Genomic DNA, 17,101 nt, shown 5'->3' on the forward strand with positions numbered 1-17,101 from the left:
TAAATCCGCGCTGAAGATACGCTTTTTAGCCGCACACTTCACCAGAAATCTGTTCTTAAACGTTATCAATTCATGATGTTAAACATTTGTGTAATCAATGATATTGCCGCTTCCAATAGTTACTTAATTATTTAACAGTAGAATAATTAGTACAAAATAACCCTGCTGAAAGGTATCAGCTTAGGACAAAATTGATCTTGATCATAATTTTCGTACTCAGAAGTGAGTAATCTTGGTTACGCCGCCAGGGAGATCACCTATCAAAAAGGTATGATGCTAAGGTAAGGCTCTTTTAGTAAATTAGTGAGCTGGAGCAGTGAGTAATCCTTTGTTTTACTGTGTGTTACGCAAGTGGGATCGGCTCTGACTATACTGTCAGACGTATCGAGCGCTGGTTTACTAAAAGAGTTTAAACATTATCAGGAGAGCATTATGGCTGTTACCAATATCGCTGAACTGAACGCCCTCGTCGAGCGCGTAAAAAAAGCCCAGCGTGAATATGCCAATTTCACCCAAGAACAGGTTGATAAAATCTTCCGCGCGGCCGCTCTGGCTGCTGCTGATGCTCGAATCCCTCTCGCTAAAATGGCCGTTGCCGAATCCGGCATGGGTATCGTTGAAGATAAAGTGATCAAAAACCACTTTGCTTCAGAGTATATCTACAACGCCTATAAAGATGAGAAAACCTGCGGTGTGCTGTCAGAAGACGATACTTTCGGCACCATCACCATCGCAGAACCGATCGGCATCATTTGCGGTATCGTTCCAACCACTAACCCAACCTCTACCGCCATCTTCAAATCTCTCATCAGTCTGAAGACTCGTAACGCAATCATTTTCTCTCCGCATCCACGTGCGAAGGACGCCACCAACAAAGCAGCAGATATCGTGCTTCAGGCAGCCATTGCTGCGGGTGCGCCAAAAGATCTGATCGGCTGGATCGACCAACCTTCTGTTGAACTGTCCAACGCTCTGATGCATCACCCGGACATTAACCTGATTCTGGCGACCGGTGGTCCTGGTATGGTTAAAGCAGCATACAGCTCCGGTAAACCAGCCATCGGCGTAGGCGCAGGTAATACTCCTGTTGTGATCGACGAAACGGCAGATATCAAGCGTGCAGTTGCTTCTGTGCTGATGTCTAAAACCTTCGATAACGGCGTTATCTGCGCATCTGAACAGTCTGTTGTCGTGGTTGATTCGGTATACGACGCCGTTCGTGAACGTTTCGCCAGCCACGGCGGCTACCTGTTGCAAGGTAAAGAACTGAAAGCCGTTCAGGACGTGATTCTGAAAAATGGTGCACTGAACGCAGCTATCGTAGGTCAGCCAGCGTATAAAATTGCTGAACTCGCTGGCTTTAGCGTCCCTGCTACCACCAAGATTCTGATTGGTGAAGTGAAAGTCGTTGATGAAAGTGAGCCGTTTGCTCACGAGAAACTCTCCCCAACGCTGGCAATGTACCGTGCGAAAGATTTTGATGACGCGGTAGAAAAAGCAGAGAAACTGGTGGCAATGGGCGGTATCGGCCACACCTCTTGCCTGTACACCGATCAGGATAACCAGCCTGAGCGTGTTGCTTACTTCGGTCAGAAGATGAAGACGGCACGTATCCTGATCAACACCCCTGCTTCTCAGGGTGGTATCGGTGATCTGTACAACTTCAAACTCGCACCTTCCCTGACTCTGGGTTGTGGTTCCTGGGGTGGTAACTCCATCTCTGAAAACGTTGGTCCAAAACACCTGATCAACAAGAAAACCGTTGCTAAGCGAGCTGAAAACATGTTGTGGCACAAACTTCCGAAATCTATCTACTTCCGCCGCGGCTCTCTGCCAATCGCGCTGGATGAAGTGATTACTGATGGCCACAAACGTGCGCTCATCGTGACTGACCGTTTCCTGTTCAACAATGGCTATGCAGACCAGATCACCTCTGTTCTGAAAGCGGCTGGTGTGGAAACTGAAGTCTTCTTTGAAGTTGAAGCTGACCCAACCCTGAGCGTTGTACGTAAAGGCGCTGAACTGGCGAACTCCTTCAAACCTGATGTGATCATCGCACTGGGTGGCGGTTCCCCAATGGACGCCGCGAAAATTATGTGGGTGATGTACGAGCATCCGGAAACTCACTTCGAAGAACTGGCGCTGCGCTTTATGGATATCCGTAAACGTATCTACAAGTTCCCGAAAATGGGCGTGAAAGCGAAAATGATCGCCGTCACCACCACATCCGGTACTGGTTCAGAAGTGACGCCATTTGCCGTTGTGACTGATGACGCAACCGGTCAGAAATACCCGCTGGCTGACTACGCACTGACGCCAGATATGGCTATCGTTGACGCCAACCTGGTCATGGAAATGCCGAAATCACTGTGTGCGTTCGGTGGTCTGGATGCGGTAACTCACGCTCTGGAAGCTTACGTTTCCGTACTGGCTTCTGAGTTCTCTGACGGTCAGGCTTTGCAGGCGCTGAAACTTCTGAAAGAAAACCTGCCAGCTTCTTACAACGAAGGTTCGAAAAACCCTGTTGCGCGTGAACGTGTACACAGTGCGGCAACAATCGCGGGCATCGCGTTTGCTAACGCCTTCCTGGGTGTCTGTCACTCTATGGCGCACAAGCTGGGTTCACAGTTCCACATTCCTCACGGTCTGGCGAACGCCCTGTTGATCAGCAACGTTATCCGCTATAACGCCAACGACAACCCAACCAAGCAAACTGCATTCAGCCAGTACGACCGTCCACAGGCGCGCCGTCGTTATGCTGAAATCGCCGATCACCTGGGTCTGAGCGCACCGGGCGACCGTACTGCCGCGAAGATCGAAAAACTGCTGGCATGGCTGGAAAGTCTGAAGGCGGAACTGGGTATTCCTAAATCTATCCGCGAAGCAGGCGTTCAGGAAGCTGACTTCCTCGCTCACGTAGATAAGCTGTCTGAAGATGCATTCGATGACCAGTGTACTGGTGCTAACCCGCGCTACCCACTGATTTCCGAACTGAAACAGATCCTGCTGGATACTTATTACGGTCGTAACTTCACTGAAAGCGATGTCGCAGCCGTAAAAGTTGAAATCCCCGCAGTTGTAAAGGCTGACAAGAAAGCGAAGAAAAACGCTTAGTTGACAGTGTGATAAAAAACCCGCCAGCAGCGGGTTTTTTTATATCTGAGGATCGGTAAAACATTCTTGTTATTTTCGATTGTCGCCCTGTAACGCCGTCAGCGAGCCTACAGCCAGCGCCTCTTTATAATGCTTGCGGCAGACCGAGACATAACGTTCATTGCCTCCTATCACCACCTGCTCGCCATCAGCATAGGGTTTACCCGACTGGTCCAGGCGAAGAACCATACTTGCCTTGCGGCCACAAAAGCAGATTGTTTTCAGCTCAACCAGCTTATCCGACCAGGCGAGCAGATACTGGCTGCCGGCAAATAACTCCCCACGAAAATCGGTACGTAATCCATAGCAAAGAACGGGAATATCCAGCTCATCAACGACCTCTGAAAGCGCATGGACCTGCTCACGGGTCAGGAACTGGCTTTCATCTACCAGCACGCAATGGACAGGCTTAGAGGCATGCTCGGCACGAATGTCCTCCAGCAGGTCCGTTTCAGGGTTAAACAGCCTTGCAGGCGATGAAAGCCCTATTCTTGAGCTTACCTTCCCTGCCCCAAAGCGATCGTCGATTTCGGCGGTATAAACAACGGTACGCATCCCCCGCTCCTGATAATTGTATGAGGATTGCAGTAACGCCGTCGATTTCCCTGCATTCATTGCCGAATAGTAGAAATAAAGTTGTGCCATTGGCCGAAGAACCCTAATCAATGTGAAATATTCCCGATGGATCATTGTACCATATTTTGTACCGTCATTAGCGGCGAGCAGCACACTCCAGCCTGCCATGCACCCGTAAATCCTTCGCGAGTAGCGCAAAATAATGCGTTAAAACAGGCAGTAAAGGCATTAAACACTGACAATAAGGTGAGACCGCAACCAGAGATAACACTTCTTTTTATAGTGTCTTCTTCGTTCATTAAAATTCACTATTTATTAACTATTCCTGGCTTCGCTGCGTTTACACGGGGTAATACAAAAGGCTGATATTTATCAACCGCAACTATAATTCCTGAGGTAAAAGTCACAAAACAAACATGCAAATGACGCGCTTTTGCCGTTTGAAACGATATCTCGCAGCCTCAACAAACAATGAAATTTAAGTTAGCGTAATTAATAATAGCGTCGTTTATTTTGTATTTTTTGAATTCCTTACATTCCCACCTATTGCACAAGTGAAATTAAGGCTCTATTATTAGGACAACAAACCCACCCCCATTATAAGTTTGAGATTACTACAATGAGCGAAGCACTTAAAATTCTGAACAACATCCGTACTCTTCGTGCGCAGGCAAGAGAATGTACCCTTGAGACGCTTGAAGAAATGCTCGAAAAATTAGAAGTTGTAGTTAACGAACGTCGTGAAGAAGAAAGCGCAGCTGCGGCTGAAATCGAAGAACGTACACGTAAACTGCAACAGTATCGCGAAATGCTGATTGCCGATGGTATCGATCCAAACGAATTGCTGAACAGCATGGCTGCGGCTAAAACCGGTACCAAAGCAAAACGCGCGGCACGTCCTGCTAAATATAGCTACATCGATGAGAACGGCGAAGAGAAAACCTGGACCGGCCAGGGCCGTACTCCTGCTGTAATCAAGAAAGCAATGGACGAACAAGGTAAACAACTGGATGACTTCCTGATCAAGGATTAATCTGGAAAGATTCTGAAAAATCCCGCTTAATGCGGGATTTTTTATGCCTGTAATATCCGCCAGAACATCTCCTTACATTCTGTCATATTGTGAGGCTCCGTATTTAACGTCCTTGACAATCCCCCGTCAATTACAGAGTGACAGGCATAAAAAAACCGGTGGGCGACGCCACACCGGTCTTGTTCACAGGCTGGTGAGTTTATTACTTAATACCCACGCTACCTTTGAGCCAGGCTTTAAATTCTTCACCCAGGCTGTTATGGCGAATACCATATTCGACGAATGCCTGCATATAACCGAGCTTATTCCCGCAGTCATGGCTCGTACCTTTCATATGGTAGGCTTCCACGGTCTCTTTCTCGATCAGCATATCGATAGCATCCGTCAGCTGGATTTCATCGCCCGCACCCGGAGGCGTTTTCGCCAGCAGCGCCCAAATTTCAGCGCTCAGTACGTAACGACCAACTACAGCAAGGTTAGACGGCGCGACGTCCGCTTTAGGTTTTTCAACAACGCCAACCATCGGTACGCTTTCGCCAGGTTGCAGGTCAACGCCTTTGCAGTCAACCACGCCGTAAGCGGTCACGTCGTCGACTGGCTCAACCATAATCTGGCTGCTGCCGGTTTCGTCGAAGCGTTTAATCATTTCCGCCAGGTTTTCCTGGGAAAGATCGGACTCGTACTCATCAAGGATCACATCAGGCAGAATAACCGCGACCGGCTCATCACCCACTACCGGGTGTGCACATAATACTGCGTGTCCCAGGCCTTTCGCCAGGCCCTGACGAACCTGCATAATGGTAACGTGTGGAGGACAAATAGACTGCACTTCCTCCAGCAGCTGGCGCTTAACACGTTTTTCCAGCATTGCTTCGAGTTCGAAACTGGTATCGAAATGGTTTTCGATAGAGTTTTTAGATGAATGCGTCACCAGCACAATTTCGGTGATACCTGCTGCAATACATTCATTCACGACATACTGGATTAATGGCTTATCAACCAGAGGCAGCATCTCTTTTGGGATTGCCTTCGTCGCTGGCAACATCCTGGTACCCAATCCCGCCACCGGGATAACGGCCTTTCTGACTTTCGAATTTAGGGCAGCCATTGAAATTCTCCTGAACTGTTCAAGTTTTGAACTTTTATGCATTGAATAAGCTTTGAGTATACAGTCTCAGCCACTAATACGGGTCTGAAAAGAACGCGTTGCCGATCAATTAAGACAAATACGCATGAAACTTGCAGCGATAGTAGCACTGCCAGCAAAAACACAGGTAAAGCAATCTGAAAAATAAAATCTGACTGCTTACTCCGTGGACAACATTAAGCGTAACCGCCCTCCGGCACCCCAAATTTGGCACTGCCAGGAGGTGCAGCGATGGCTAATTTGATTAAGGTAAGTATTTCCCAGCGTACCCAACGGCACGCCGTTACTCACCTGAATATGGTGTTCGCCAGTATTCAGTGTGGCATTTAATCCCGCAGACACCAGAATAAGGTTATTCAACCCGCTGTGATAATAGCCAACCAGAAGCGGGAACTGCCCCGGTAAATTGGCCTGGCGAAAAAGTTGGTTGACCTGTTTTAGTAAACTGCCTAACTCAGGAAGTCGTTGCCCCTGATGGGATAATTGTTCCTGTAGCAATCCATTAAACAGCGCCCGGAGTAATAAGGCCGCCAGAACGCCGTTATCTCCCGCTCGGGTAACATCCAGGCAATAAAAAGCGAGGTCGGAATCCGAGAGCGGCGCAATATCCAGCACCAGTCCAGGCTGGTCAGCCGCTACCAGCTGGCGATAATTTACTCTGCAAGGAGAGATATTTTGCTGCACCGGCGGCTGAAGTTCCTGAAGCAGCTTCGCGGCCGCGAGCGGATTACTGACTAAAGCATCCCAGTCCTGGAAAAGACGTTCTTCTTCTTCCACCCGGGAATTGAACATATTGGGATACAGGCAGGCCAACACCGTTTCGCGCAGACGGTTTAAATCTTTAACCGGTTTGAGCAGGATATCCTGCACTCCTAAACGCAACGCCTTAGCAATATCCGCCATATTTTCGGTGGCCGAGATCACCAGTATCGGTGTCTGATAACCTTCATTACGCAGGTTTTCTACCAGCATTAATCCGTCCATGCGCGGCATCTCAAGATCGCAGATCATCAGATCCGGCGCCATGCTGGCCATTTTTTCCAGTGCCTCGACGCCATCTTCGGCAAGGGACGTGGTTGCACCCAGTGAGGATAACCACGAATCCAGTAGCGATCGGAAAACGGGCTCGTCTTCTACTATCAAAATATGTTTTCCGGCCAATGGCTGTGTCATGGTTCCTCCCCTGGCTGACAGTTACTCAATAGTGGCATGCTATTGGTACTATCGCCTGTCAGATTTTGCTGAAGTAATCAAAAAAGTGCTCAACGTGCTGTACGCACAAAAGGCAACAGTTCATTTATTTTCTTTTCGACGGCTAACGAGCCCGCTGCTATGGCGGCCTCAGCCCGGTGGAAATCAAGGGTAGAGATTTGTGGACAATAGGGTTGAATAAGAATATCCGGAGGATCGCCAGCCATACGGTTTCGCTTCAGGCGATTCTCAAGAATTTGAATAGAGGTCGTCATGATTTCAATGGCGTTCGGTGCGGTCACCGCGCGACGGGCAGCCAGGCGCCCTATTCTGCCGCGTAATCGAGCATGCCAGGCAAGTTTCTCTTCTTCCGCATCATCGCTCTGAAGATTAACCGGCATCAAATCTTGCTGCATGAGGTGAGCATCGTGCTGTAAATCCACGGCAATAACGATATCCGCCCCCATGGCGCGCGTCAGAGAGACAGGGACAGGATTCACTACACCACCGTCAACGAGCCAGTAGCCGTTGTGAGGCACAGGCGCCATTAACCCAGGCATACTACAGGATGCACGAACGGCGAGATGAATATCCCCTTCGGTGAGCCATAACTCCCTGCCCGTACTGAGGTTGGTTGCAACGGCCCCGAAAGGCATTTGGCAGTGGCTGAAGTCAGCGAGGGGCATTATCTTGCGAAACTGATTGAACACGCGTTCGCCGCGCAGCAGGCCGCCACGCTGCCAGGAGAGATCCATCAGGCGCAGCACATCCCAGTAACTGAAGGAGCGCACCCAGCTTTCAAGCTCCGGGAGCTTACCGCAGGCGTACGCAGATCCGACCAGCGACCCGATAGAACATCCTGCAACAATATCAACGTCAATCCCCATCTGGTTTAAGGTATTGATAACGCCAATATGTGACCAACCCCGGGCAGCACCTGAGCCCAACGCCAGTCCAATTTTTACCTTTCTCATTAGCCCTGTTTTACTTCCCCTGGATTCCCGACATAGCGTCAACGCACCTGCTCAGTTAACATATTGCTACCTTAAGCGTTTAACGCCTTATTTTTTGTTCCAGGAAGAGAATCGTGTCTCAACTCTGCCCCTGTGGTAGCGCTCTGGAGTATAGCCTATGTTGCCAGCGATATCTTTCTGGCGAGCAGGTTGCACCAGAGCCGTCACACCTTATGCGCTCGCGGTATACTGCTTTTGTGATCAAAAACGCAGACTACCTGATTAAAACCTGGCATCCGTCCTGCCATGCTGCCGATTTTCGCCAAGAGATTGAAGCCGGATTTGCCAACACCGTCTGGCAGGGCCTCACCGTCTTTGAAGCCGCTCCCGGCCGCGATGCCAACGAGGGCTATGTCAGTTTTGTCGCCCGCTTTAGCGAACAAAACAAACCCGGCGCCATCATTGAACGCTCACGGTTCTTAAAGGACAGCGGGCAATGGTATTATATTGACGGCACACGTCCGCAATTCGGTCGTAACGATCCCTGCCCCTGTGGTTCAGGAAAAAAATTTAAAAAGTGTTGCGGCAGTAATGCCTGACAACTCAGACTTCGCAAATACATAAACAGGATTTCCCGGCGATGCAATCATTACAACGTAAAGTTCTGCGCACTATCTGTCCCGATCAAAAAGGGCTGATCGCACGAATTACCAACATTTGCTACAAGCATGAACTGAATATCGTGCAGAACAACGAGTTCGTTGACCACCGTACCGGTCGCTTCTTTATGCGTACCGAACTGGAAGGCATTTTCAACGACACAACCTTGCTTGCCGATCTGGACAGCGCCCTGCCGGAAGGCTCGGTGCGCGAGCTGAACCCGGCGGGCCGTCGCCGTATTGTCATTCTGGTCACCAAAGAGGCGCACTGCCTGGGCGATCTGCTGATGAAAGCCAACTACGGTGGCCTGGACGTCGAAATTGCCGCCGTCATTGGCAACCACGAGACGCTGCGTACACTGGTAGAACGTTTCGACATTCCGTTTGAGCTGGTCAGTCACGAAGGCCATACCCGTGAAGAGCACGACAACCTGATGGCTGCTGCGATTGAAGCGCATAACCCGGACTACGTGGTGCTGGCGAAATATATGCGCGTGCTGACGCCATCCTTCGTGGCGCGCTTCCCGAACAAGATTATCAACATCCACCACTCCTTCCTGCCAGCCTTTATTGGCGCGCGTCCGTATCACCAGGCATACGAGCGTGGGGTGAAGATCATTGGCGCAACCGCGCACTACGTGAATGATAATCTGGATGAAGGCCCAATCATCATGCAGGACGTGATTCACGTGGATCACACCTACACGGCAGAAGATATGATGCGTGCTGGCCGTGACGTTGAGAAGAACGTACTAAGCCGTGCGCTGTATCAGGTACTTGCCCAGCGCGTCTTTGTGTACGGCAACAGAACGATTATTCTTTAATCCCTCGGAAAATGAATTGATTAGCTTTACGCCTTTGCGGATAAAAAGCAGGCAAACAGCTTCATTTTCCTAAAGGAATGCTTTACAGGGGCGTCTCATTTGATATGATGCGCCCCGCTTCCAACAGGAAGCAGGCCAGTTAAAAGCATTACCCCGTGGTGGGGTTCCCGAGCGGCCAAAGGGAGCAGACTGTAAATCTGCCGTCATCGACTTCGAAGGTTCGAATCCTTCCCCCACCACCATCTCCAGCTTTACCTCAAAATATGAATTACCCCTGGTGGGGTTCCCGAGCGGCCAAAGGGAGCAGACTGTAAATCTGCCGTCATCGACTTCGAAGGTTCGAATCCTTCCCCCACCACCATCACTTCCAGATTCTTTAGCACTATCCAAAAGCACAATGCCCCATGGTTCTCCCATGCGGGGACGGATAAGAAGCTTCGACCAAGGTTCGATTCGAGCATAGTGGCCGGGTAAGGCGCAACCGCCACCCGGCATCCGCACGAAACCCTGGATCGGGGACAAAAAAAACCCCGCATATGCGGGGTTGTATTAATACAGCGAATCAGCGACGAGCACGCACAACCTGATATTTGCGCGTCAGGTACTCCACCGGCGCACTCCAGATGTGCACCAGGCGAGAGAACGGGAACAGCACAAACAGGGTCATACCCAACACCAGGTGAACGCGGAAGATGAACGCCACGCCGTCCAGATGCTCAGAGGCGCCCCCGCGGAAGGTCACGACAGACTGCGCCCATCCCACCAGCTTCATCATCTCGCTGCCGTCCATATGCTGCGCAGAGAATGGAATGGTCAGCAGACCAAGCGCACACTGCACCATCAGCAGGGAGAGGATCAGGATGTCCGCTCCGGTCGTGGTAGCCCGCACGCGTGGGCTGAACAGACGGCGTTTCAGCAGCAACAGACCACCCACCAGGGTCATCACGCCGCAGGCGCCACCGGCGAGCATCGCCATCTTCTGCTTCACGTCAATCGGCAGCCACGCTTCGTACATCCAGTGCGGGGTCAGCATCCCCAGGAAGTGACCGGCGAAAATCCCCAAAATCCCGATGTGGAACAGGTTTGACGCCAGGTTCATCCCTTTACGATCCAGCATCTGGCTGGAGGCAGCACGCCAGGTGTACTGGCCATAGTCATAACGCAGCCAGCTTCCCACCAGGAATACGGTGCCCGCGATATACGGGTAAATGTCAAAGAAGAACATATTCAGGAAGTGCATTAGTGCTGTCCTCCGTTAGAGATATTCAAATATTGCGGAGCCACCGCTCCGGCAAAACGACGCTGATGCGCGGAGATTTCAGATTCGCCACAGCTCTGGTCAGCAAAGAATTTCACCTGCTCTTCTTCCCAGACGGCATCCAGTGCTTGTGGGGTATCGTCCCGGGCTTCATCCGCGATTTTTTCCGCCACTTTTTGACTGTCAACCGAGGCGTTAGCCAGTTTCACCAGCAGATCAAACAGGACTGCATAGCTGCTCTCACGTTGCTGGAGACGCGCGCCGAGCAACGCCAGAATGGGAGCAATATCCTGCAACCCGCCCAGCGCTTCCTCTTTCGGCAACTGCGCCAGATATTCCAGATACAGCGGCAGGTGATCCGGCAGCTCGCGGCTGTCGAGTTGCAAACCGTGCTGCTCGTACTGGGCCATCAGATCCACCATCGCCTGACCACGGTCGCGGGATTCACCGTGAACGTGTTCGAACAACAGCAGAGACGTGGCACGACCCCGGTCAAACAGCTGGCTGTAGTCCGCCTGCGCATCAAGAAGATCGCGCGCCAGCAGATCGCGGAGGAAAACGCCCAGCTTCTGGGCATCCTCTTTATCCAGGTTTTCAGATGACGCGAGTGCATCAAAGAGTTCCTGTTGATGCTGCACAAGCGCAGCATCAGGGTACTCGAGCAGACGCGAAACAATGACGAGTTCAATCATTGGTGCGGCTCCGTTTTGCTGGTCACATCCATCGCGTCGATGCGGCGGCTGTTGAACAGGTTGAATTTGCTGTCTGACCCGTGGCAACCGTCGCCAAAGGTAAAGCCACACCCACTTTTCTCCGGGAAGGCCTCGCGAGCCAGTTCACGGTGGCTGCTCGGCACCACGAAACGATCTTCGTAGTTAGCGATTGCCAGATAGCGGTACATCTCCTGCGCCTGCGCTTCGGTCAGACCAACCTCTTCCAGCGCGCGGGTATCGTTCACGCCGTCAACAGTTTCCGCACGTTTGAAGTGACGCATCGCCAGCATACGTTTCAGCGCCAGCAGTACCGGCTGGGTATCCCCGGCGGTGAGCAGGTTGGCCAGATACTGAACCGGGATACGCAGGCTTTCCACGTCCGGCAGAATGCCGTTGCTGCCCAGTTCACCCGCATCCGCCGCAGACTGAATCGGAGACAGCGGCGGCACGTACCAGACCATCGGCAGCGTGCGGTATTCCGGGTGCAGCGGCAGGGCCAGCTTCCAGTCCATCGCCATTTTGTACACCGGAGACTGCTGTGCGGCGTCAATCACGCTCTGCGGAATACCGTCTTTAAGCGCCTGCTCAATAACCTTCGGATCGTTTGGATCGAGGAAGACATCCAGTTGACGCTGATACAGATCTTTCTCGTTCTCGGTGCTTGCGGCATTTTCAATCGCGTCCGCGTCGTACAGCAGCACGCCGAGGTAGCGGATACGACCTACGCAGCTCTCTGAGCAGACGGTCGGCATACCGGCTTCGATACGCGGGTAGCAGAAGATGCACTTCTCAGACTTACCGCTCTTCCAGTTGAAGTAGATTTTTTTGTACGGGCAGCCGGTGATGCACATACGCCAGCCGCGGCACTTGTCCTGGTCGATCAGCACAATGCCATCTTCTTCACGCTTGTAGATGGCGCCGCTTGGGCAGGTCGCCACGCACGCCGGGTTAAGGCAGTGTTCGCACAGGCGCGGCAGGTACATCATGAAGGTGTTTTCGAACTGGCCGTACATCGCCTTCTGCATGTTCTCGAAGTTCTGGTCTTTGGCGCGTTTTTCGAACTCGCCGCCCAGAATCTCTTCCCAGTTTGGACCGCTGGTAATTTTGTCCATGCGCTGGCCGGTGATCAGCGAGCGAGGACGGGCGATCGGCTGGTGTTTGCTTTCCGGCGCGTTGTGCAGGTTCTGATAGTCGTAATCAAACGGCTCGTAGTAATCATCGATGCCCGGCAGATGCGGGTTAGCGAAGATTTTACCCAGCAGCATGGCACGGTTACCCATGCGCGGTTGCAGTTTGCCGTTGATTTTACGGATCCAGCCGCCCTTCCACTTCTCCTGGTTTTCCCAGTCGGTCGGGAAGCCGGTGCCCGGCTTACTTTCCACGTTGTTGAACCAGGCGTACTCCATACCTTCACGGCTGGTCCAGACGTTTTTACAGGTGACTGAGCAGGTATGACAGCCGATGCATTTATCCAGATTCAGCACCATGCCGACTTGTGAACGAATTTTCATTTTACGCTCTCCTGTACCTGGTCATTACCTTCGCCATCTAACCAGTTAATATTCTTCATCTTACGTACCACCACGAACTCATCGCGGTTCGATCCTACGGTGCCGTAGTAGTTAAAGCCGTAGGCCAGCTGGGCATAACCACCGATCATGTGGGTCGGCTTCGGCGTAATACGGGTCACGGAGTTGTGAATACCGCCGCGCTGTTCGGTGATCTCAGACCCCGGCAGGTTAACGATACGTTCCTGCGCGTGGTACATCATGGTCATCCCGGCCGGTACACGCTGGCTCACCACCGCACGTGCCGTCAGGGCACCGTTGCTGTTGAACACTTCAATCCAGTCGTTATCTTCGATACCCAGATCTTTGGCGTCCGCTTCGCTCATCCAGACGATTGGCCCCCCGCGCGACAGGGTCAGCATCAGCAGGTTGTCGCTATAGGTGGAGTGGATACCCCACTTCTGGTGCGGCGTCAGGAAGTTCAGCGCCTTCTCAGGGTTACCGTTCGATTTCGCACCCATCACCGATTTCACGGAGCGGGTGTCGATTGGCGGACGGTACACAAGCAGGCTTTCACCGAAGTCACGCATCCACTGGTGATCCTGATACAGAGACTGACGGCCAGAAAGCGTGCGCCATGGGATCAACTCGTGAACGTTGGTGTATCCGGCGTTATAGGACACATGTTCATCTTCGAGGCCAGACCAGGTCGGGCTGGAGATAATCTTGCGCGGCTGGGCCTGAATATCGCGGAAGCGGATTTTCTCTTCCTCTTTATTCTTCGCCAGGTGCGTATGGTCACGACCGGTAAACTCGCTCAGGGCCGCCCAGGCTTTCACCGCCACGTGGCCGTTGGTTTCCGGGGCCAGGGTCAGGATCATTTCCGCCGCATCAATCGCCGTGTTCAGCATCGGCTGGCCTTTCGCCGGGCCGTCCGCTTTGGTGTAATTGAGCTTGCGCAGCAGGTCCATTTCACTCTGGGTGTTCCAGGCGATCCCTTTCCCGCCGTTACCGATTTTTTCCATCAGCGGGCCGATAGAGGTAAAGCGCTCGTACGTTGCCGGGTAATCACGTTCAACCGGAATAATGTGCGGCGCGGTTACGCCTGGGATCAGGTCGCACTCGCCTTTTTTCCAGTCCTTCACGTCCAGCGGTTGCGCCAGTTCGGCAGCGGAGTCGTGCTGGATTGGCAGCGTCACCACGTCGGTCTCTTTGCCCAGGTGCCCTACACAGACTTCGGAGAATTTCTTCGAGATGTCTTTGTAGATTTCCCAGTCGCTTTTTGATTCCCATGCCGGGTCAACGGCCGCAGACAGCGGATGAATAAACGGATGCATATCCGACGTATTCATGTCGTCTTTTTCGTACCAGGTGGCGGTAGGCAGCACGATATCGGAGTACAGGCAGGTACTGGACAGACGGAAGTCCAGCGTTACCACCAGATCCAGCTTGCCGTCCAGACCGTTGTCTTTCCATTCAACTTCTTCTGGCTTCACGCCGCCCTGCTTGCCGAGATCTTTACCCTGAATACCGTTTTCGGTACCGAGCAGGTATTTCAGCATGTATTCATGGCCTTTACCGGACGAACCCAGCAGGTTAGATCGCCAGATGAACAGGTTACGCGGATGGTTTTTACCGTTCTCCGGCTGTTCTGCCGCGAAGCGGATTGAGCCGTCTTTGAGGGATTTAACGGTGTAGTCAACCGGTGACATGCCCGCTTTCTTCGCCGCTTCCGCAATGCGCAGCGGGTTCGTGCCCAGCTGCGGCGCAGACGGCAGCCAGCCCATACGCTCAGCGCGCACGTTGAAGTCAATCAGGTGGCCGCTGTAGCGGGATTTATCCGCCATCGGCGACAGCAGTTCCTGGGCGGTAACCGTCTCGTAGCGCCACTGGCTGGAGTGGTTATAGAAGTAGGAGGTGCTGTTCATGTGACGGGCCGGACGCTGCCAGTCAAGGGCAAACGCCAGCGGCTGCCAGCCGGTCTGCGGACGCAGTTTTTCCTGGCCCACGTAGTGCGCCCAGCCGCCGCCGCTCTGCCCGACGCAGCCGCAGAAGATCAGCATGTTGATCAGGCCGCGATAGTTCATATCGAGGTGATACCAGTGGTTCAGACCGGCACCGACGATGATCATGGAGCGACCGTGGGTTTTGTCGGCGTTTTCCGCAAATTCACGCGCGATACGGGTGATCTGCGCGCGTGGCACGCCGGTGATCTGCTCCGCCCAGGCCGGGGTATAAGCCTTCACGTCATCATAGCTGGTCGCGCAGTTTTCATCGTTCAGGCCGCGCTCCAGGCCGTAGTTCGCCATGGTCAGATCGTAGACGGTAGTGACCAGAGCAGTAGAACCGTCCGCCAGTTGCAGGCGCTTAACCGGCAGTTTGTGCATCAGAACGTTTTGCAGCTCAACCTTGTTGAAGTGCTCGGAACCTTCATTACCAAAGTACGGGAAGCCGACATCGGCGATCTCATCCTGGCTGCCCAGCATGCTGAGACGAAGTTCCGTCTCTTCACCCGTGGTGCCGTTACGCTGCTCCAGGTTCCATTTGCCTTTTTCGCCCCAGCGGAAGCCGATAGAGCCGTTTGGCGCAACCAGCTCGCCGTTGCTGTTGCAGGCGACCGTTTTCCACTCCGGGTTGTTTTCCTGACCCAGCGCGTCCACCAGATCTGCGGCACGCAGCATACGGCCTGCGGCGTAATAGCCGTCACGCTCTTCGAGCATCACCAGCATTGGCATGTCGGTGTAGCGACGCACGTAATCGGTGAAATACTGGCTTGGCTTGTCGAGGTGGAATTCGCGCAGCATGACGTGGCCCATCGCCAGCGCCATGGCGGCATCGGTACCCTGTTTCGGCGCCAGCCACAGGTCGCACAGCTTGGCGATTTCGGCGTAGTCCGGGGTCACGGCAACGGTTTTGGTCCCTTTGTAACGTACTTCGGTAAAGAAGTGCGCATCCGGGGTACGGGTCTGCGGAACGTTAGAGCCCCAGGCGATGATGTAGCTGGAGTTGTACCAGTCAGCGGACTCCGGCACGTCGGTCTGCTCGCCCCAGGTCTGTGGCGACGCTGGCGGCAGGTCGCAGTACCAGTCGTAGAAGCTCAGGCAGGTTCCGCCGATGAGTGACAGGTAGCGCGCGCCGGAGGCGTAAGAGACCATCGACATCGCCGGGATTGGCGAGAAGCCTGCCACACGGTCAGGACCGTAAGTTTTCACGGTGTAGACGTTGGAAGCCGCAATCAGCTCGTTCACCTCTTTCCAGGAAGAGCGAACGAAACCACCGCGACCACGCGCCTGCTTGAAGCTTTTCGCTTTGTCGGCATCTTCAATGATGGAGGCCCAGGCATCAACCGGATCGCTGTGCTGCACTTTCGCTTCACGCCACATTTTCATCAGGCGTTTACGCATCAGCGGGTATTTCAGTCGGTTTGCGCTGTAGAGATACCAGGAGTAGCTGGCCCCACGCGGGCAGCCACGCGGCTCGTGGTTCGGCATATCCGGACGGGTACGCGGATAATCGGTCTGCTGCATTTCCCAGGTCACCAGACCGTTTTTAACGAAAATCTTCCAGCTACATGAGCCAGTGCAGTTTACGCCGTGGGTAGAACGGACAACTTTGTCATGCTGCCAGCGTTGACGGTAACCGTCTTCCCAGTCCCGGTTGGTATCCAGAACCTGGCCGTGCCCATCGGCAAAAGTTTCACCCTTCTGTTTGAAGTAGCGAAACCGGTCCAAAAATTTGCTCATCGGGTATCTCCTGTGTGGAGCCTGTGGCTCTCTAAATCGACATTGCTGATTTGCAGCGAAGGTAACGCTATGAAAGATGGTGAGAATTGATAACGATCAAGACGAAGGGGGACTCTGAGGGGGGGTATTAGATCAAATACCACCAAAGCGGTAGCTGTTAATATTTTTTAACCTTATGATTTATATAGATATATTTTATTTATCGTACAATAAGCGAGGCAAAATTTAACATCTTAGGTATTAAGGGGTAGAAACACCTGTAAAGCGATGGCGATCACAGCGTGACCTGCGGGTGAGCACGGGTAACGCCATTAGTATGTTGTAACTATTCAGCGATTAAAAA

12 protein-coding genes and 2 tRNA genes are annotated in these 17,101 nt (G+C 52.7%); 6 read left to right on the forward strand and 8 right to left on the reverse strand.

Going from position 1 to position 17,101, the window contains the following annotated elements; genetic code table 11:
* Positions 1 to 432 precede the first annotated feature (432 nt).
* Entirely contained in the window at positions 433 to 3,114 is a 2,682-nt protein-coding gene (gene adhE / locus O1724_RS13055; RefSeq protein WP_003856730.1) for a bifunctional acetaldehyde-CoA/alcohol dehydrogenase, read from the forward strand.
* A 69-nt stretch (positions 3,115 to 3,183) separates the two neighbouring features.
* Here adhE and tdk read toward each other — a convergent pair whose 3' ends face one another.
* Positions 3,184 to 3,798, reverse strand: coding sequence for a thymidine kinase (gene tdk, locus O1724_RS13060; RefSeq protein WP_003856726.1), 615 nt, complete (start codon positions 3,796 to 3,798; stop codon positions 3,184 to 3,186).
* Positions 3,799 to 4,348: 550 nt separating this feature from the next.
* On the opposite strand from tdk, the gene hns reads away from it, so the two are divergent.
* Entirely contained in the window at positions 4,349 to 4,762 is a 414-nt protein-coding gene (gene hns, locus O1724_RS13065) for a histone-like nucleoid-structuring protein H-NS (RefSeq protein ID WP_003856724.1), read from the forward strand.
* A gap of 202 nt (positions 4,763 to 4,964) precedes the next feature.
* Here hns and galU read toward each other — a convergent pair whose 3' ends face one another.
* The 3 genes from galU to rssA form a co-directional block, all read right to left on the reverse strand.
* Complete coding sequence (gene galU / locus O1724_RS13070) at positions 4,965 to 5,870, reverse strand: UTP--glucose-1-phosphate uridylyltransferase GalU (protein WP_126297047.1); 906 nt, start codon at positions 5,868 to 5,870, stop codon at positions 4,965 to 4,967.
* 198 nt (positions 5,871 to 6,068) lie between these two features.
* Positions 6,069 to 7,082 carry a two-component system response regulator RssB gene (rssB, locus tag O1724_RS13075; protein ID WP_479983884.1) on the reverse strand — a complete coding sequence of 338 codons (1,014 nt, stop codon included), beginning with the start codon at positions 7,080 to 7,082 and terminating at the stop codon, positions 6,069 to 6,071.
* Positions 7,083 to 7,171: 89 nt separating this feature from the next.
* Complete coding sequence (rssA, locus tag O1724_RS13080; protein WP_479983885.1) at positions 7,172 to 8,074, reverse strand: patatin-like phospholipase RssA; 903 nt, start codon at positions 8,072 to 8,074, stop codon at positions 7,172 to 7,174.
* Positions 8,075 to 8,187: 113 nt separating this feature from the next.
* On the opposite strand from rssA, the gene O1724_RS13085 reads away from it, so the two are divergent.
* From O1724_RS13085 to O1724_RS13100, 4 genes are all read left to right on the forward strand, one after another.
* Positions 8,188 to 8,652 (forward strand): YchJ family protein, encoded by a 465-nt coding sequence (locus O1724_RS13085; RefSeq protein WP_126297046.1) that lies wholly within the window; start codon positions 8,188 to 8,190, stop codon positions 8,650 to 8,652.
* Positions 8,653 to 8,693: 41 nt separating this feature from the next.
* Positions 8,694 to 9,536, forward strand: a complete 843-nt coding sequence (gene purU, locus O1724_RS13090; RefSeq protein WP_003856715.1) for a formyltetrahydrofolate deformylase — start codon at positions 8,694 to 8,696, stop codon at positions 9,534 to 9,536.
* 157 nt (positions 9,537 to 9,693) lie between these two features.
* Positions 9,694 to 9,778, forward strand: a tRNA-Tyr gene (locus O1724_RS13095).
* 34 nt (positions 9,779 to 9,812) lie between these two features.
* Positions 9,813 to 9,897: transfer RNA gene (locus O1724_RS13100), tRNA-Tyr, on the forward strand.
* Between the two features lie 201 nt (positions 9,898 to 10,098).
* Here O1724_RS13100 and narI read toward each other — a convergent pair.
* Genes narI through O1724_RS13120 form a run of 4 tightly spaced genes read right to left on the reverse strand, consistent with a single transcriptional unit; the run spans position 10,099 to position 16,758 of the window.
* Positions 10,099 to 10,776, reverse strand: a complete 678-nt coding sequence (gene narI / locus O1724_RS13105; RefSeq protein ID WP_003856712.1) for a respiratory nitrate reductase subunit gamma — start codon at positions 10,774 to 10,776, stop codon at positions 10,099 to 10,101.
* The gene (gene narJ, locus O1724_RS13110) at positions 10,776 to 11,486 is read right to left on the reverse strand and encodes a nitrate reductase molybdenum cofactor assembly chaperone (protein ID WP_022651366.1); all 711 of its coding nucleotides are present in this window, start codon (positions 11,484 to 11,486) and stop codon (positions 10,776 to 10,778) included. Before narJ ends, narI begins: the two co-directional genes overlap by 1 nt.
* Positions 11,483 to 13,018: a nitrate reductase subunit beta gene (gene narH, locus O1724_RS13115; protein WP_017384243.1), complete on the reverse strand. Its 1,536-nt coding sequence runs from the start codon at positions 13,016 to 13,018 to the stop codon at positions 11,483 to 11,485. Before narH ends, narJ begins: the two co-directional genes overlap by 4 nt.
* Positions 13,015 to 16,758 carry a nitrate reductase subunit alpha gene (locus O1724_RS13120; protein ID WP_126297045.1) on the reverse strand — a complete coding sequence of 1,248 codons (3,744 nt, stop codon included), beginning with the start codon at positions 16,756 to 16,758 and terminating at the stop codon, positions 13,015 to 13,017. Before O1724_RS13120 ends, narH begins: the two co-directional genes overlap by 4 nt.
* Positions 16,759 to 17,101 lie beyond the last annotated feature (343 nt).

It is taken from the genome of Enterobacter cloacae complex sp. HYC074_NIDB (assembly GCF_056673345.1).

What these genes read in the sequence shown, in the direction of transcription:
- purU (WP_003856715.1), top strand. Translation starts at nt 8,694, where the DNA reads ATGCAATCATTACAACGTAAAGTTCTGCGCACTATCTGTCCCGATCAA.
- tdk (WP_003856726.1), bottom strand. Translation starts at nt 3,798, where the DNA reads ATGGCACAACTTTATTTCTACTATTCGGCAATGAATGCAGGGAAATCG.
- adhE (WP_003856730.1), top strand. Translation starts at nt 433, where the DNA reads ATGGCTGTTACCAATATCGCTGAACTGAACGCCCTCGTCGAGCGCGTA.
- narI (WP_003856712.1), bottom strand. Translation starts at nt 10,776, where the DNA reads ATGCACTTCCTGAATATGTTCTTCTTTGACATTTACCCGTATATCGCG.
- narH (WP_017384243.1), bottom strand. Translation starts at nt 13,018, where the DNA reads ATGAAAATTCGTTCACAAGTCGGCATGGTGCTGAATCTGGATAAATGC.
- hns (WP_003856724.1), top strand. Translation starts at nt 4,349, where the DNA reads ATGAGCGAAGCACTTAAAATTCTGAACAACATCCGTACTCTTCGTGCG.
- rssB (WP_479983884.1), bottom strand. Translation starts at nt 7,082, where the DNA reads ATGACACAGCCATTGGCCGGAAAACATATTTTGATAGTAGAAGACGAG.
- galU (WP_126297047.1), bottom strand. Translation starts at nt 5,870, where the DNA reads ATGGCTGCCCTAAATTCGAAAGTCAGAAAGGCCGTTATCCCGGTGGCG.
- O1724_RS13120 (WP_126297045.1), bottom strand. Translation starts at nt 16,758, where the DNA reads ATGAGCAAATTTTTGGACCGGTTTCGCTACTTCAAACAGAAGGGTGAA.
- rssA (WP_479983885.1), bottom strand. Translation starts at nt 8,074, where the DNA reads ATGAGAAAGGTAAAAATTGGACTGGCGTTGGGCTCAGGTGCTGCCCGG.
- narJ (WP_022651366.1), bottom strand. Translation starts at nt 11,486, where the DNA reads ATGATTGAACTCGTCATTGTTTCGCGTCTGCTCGAGTACCCTGATGCT.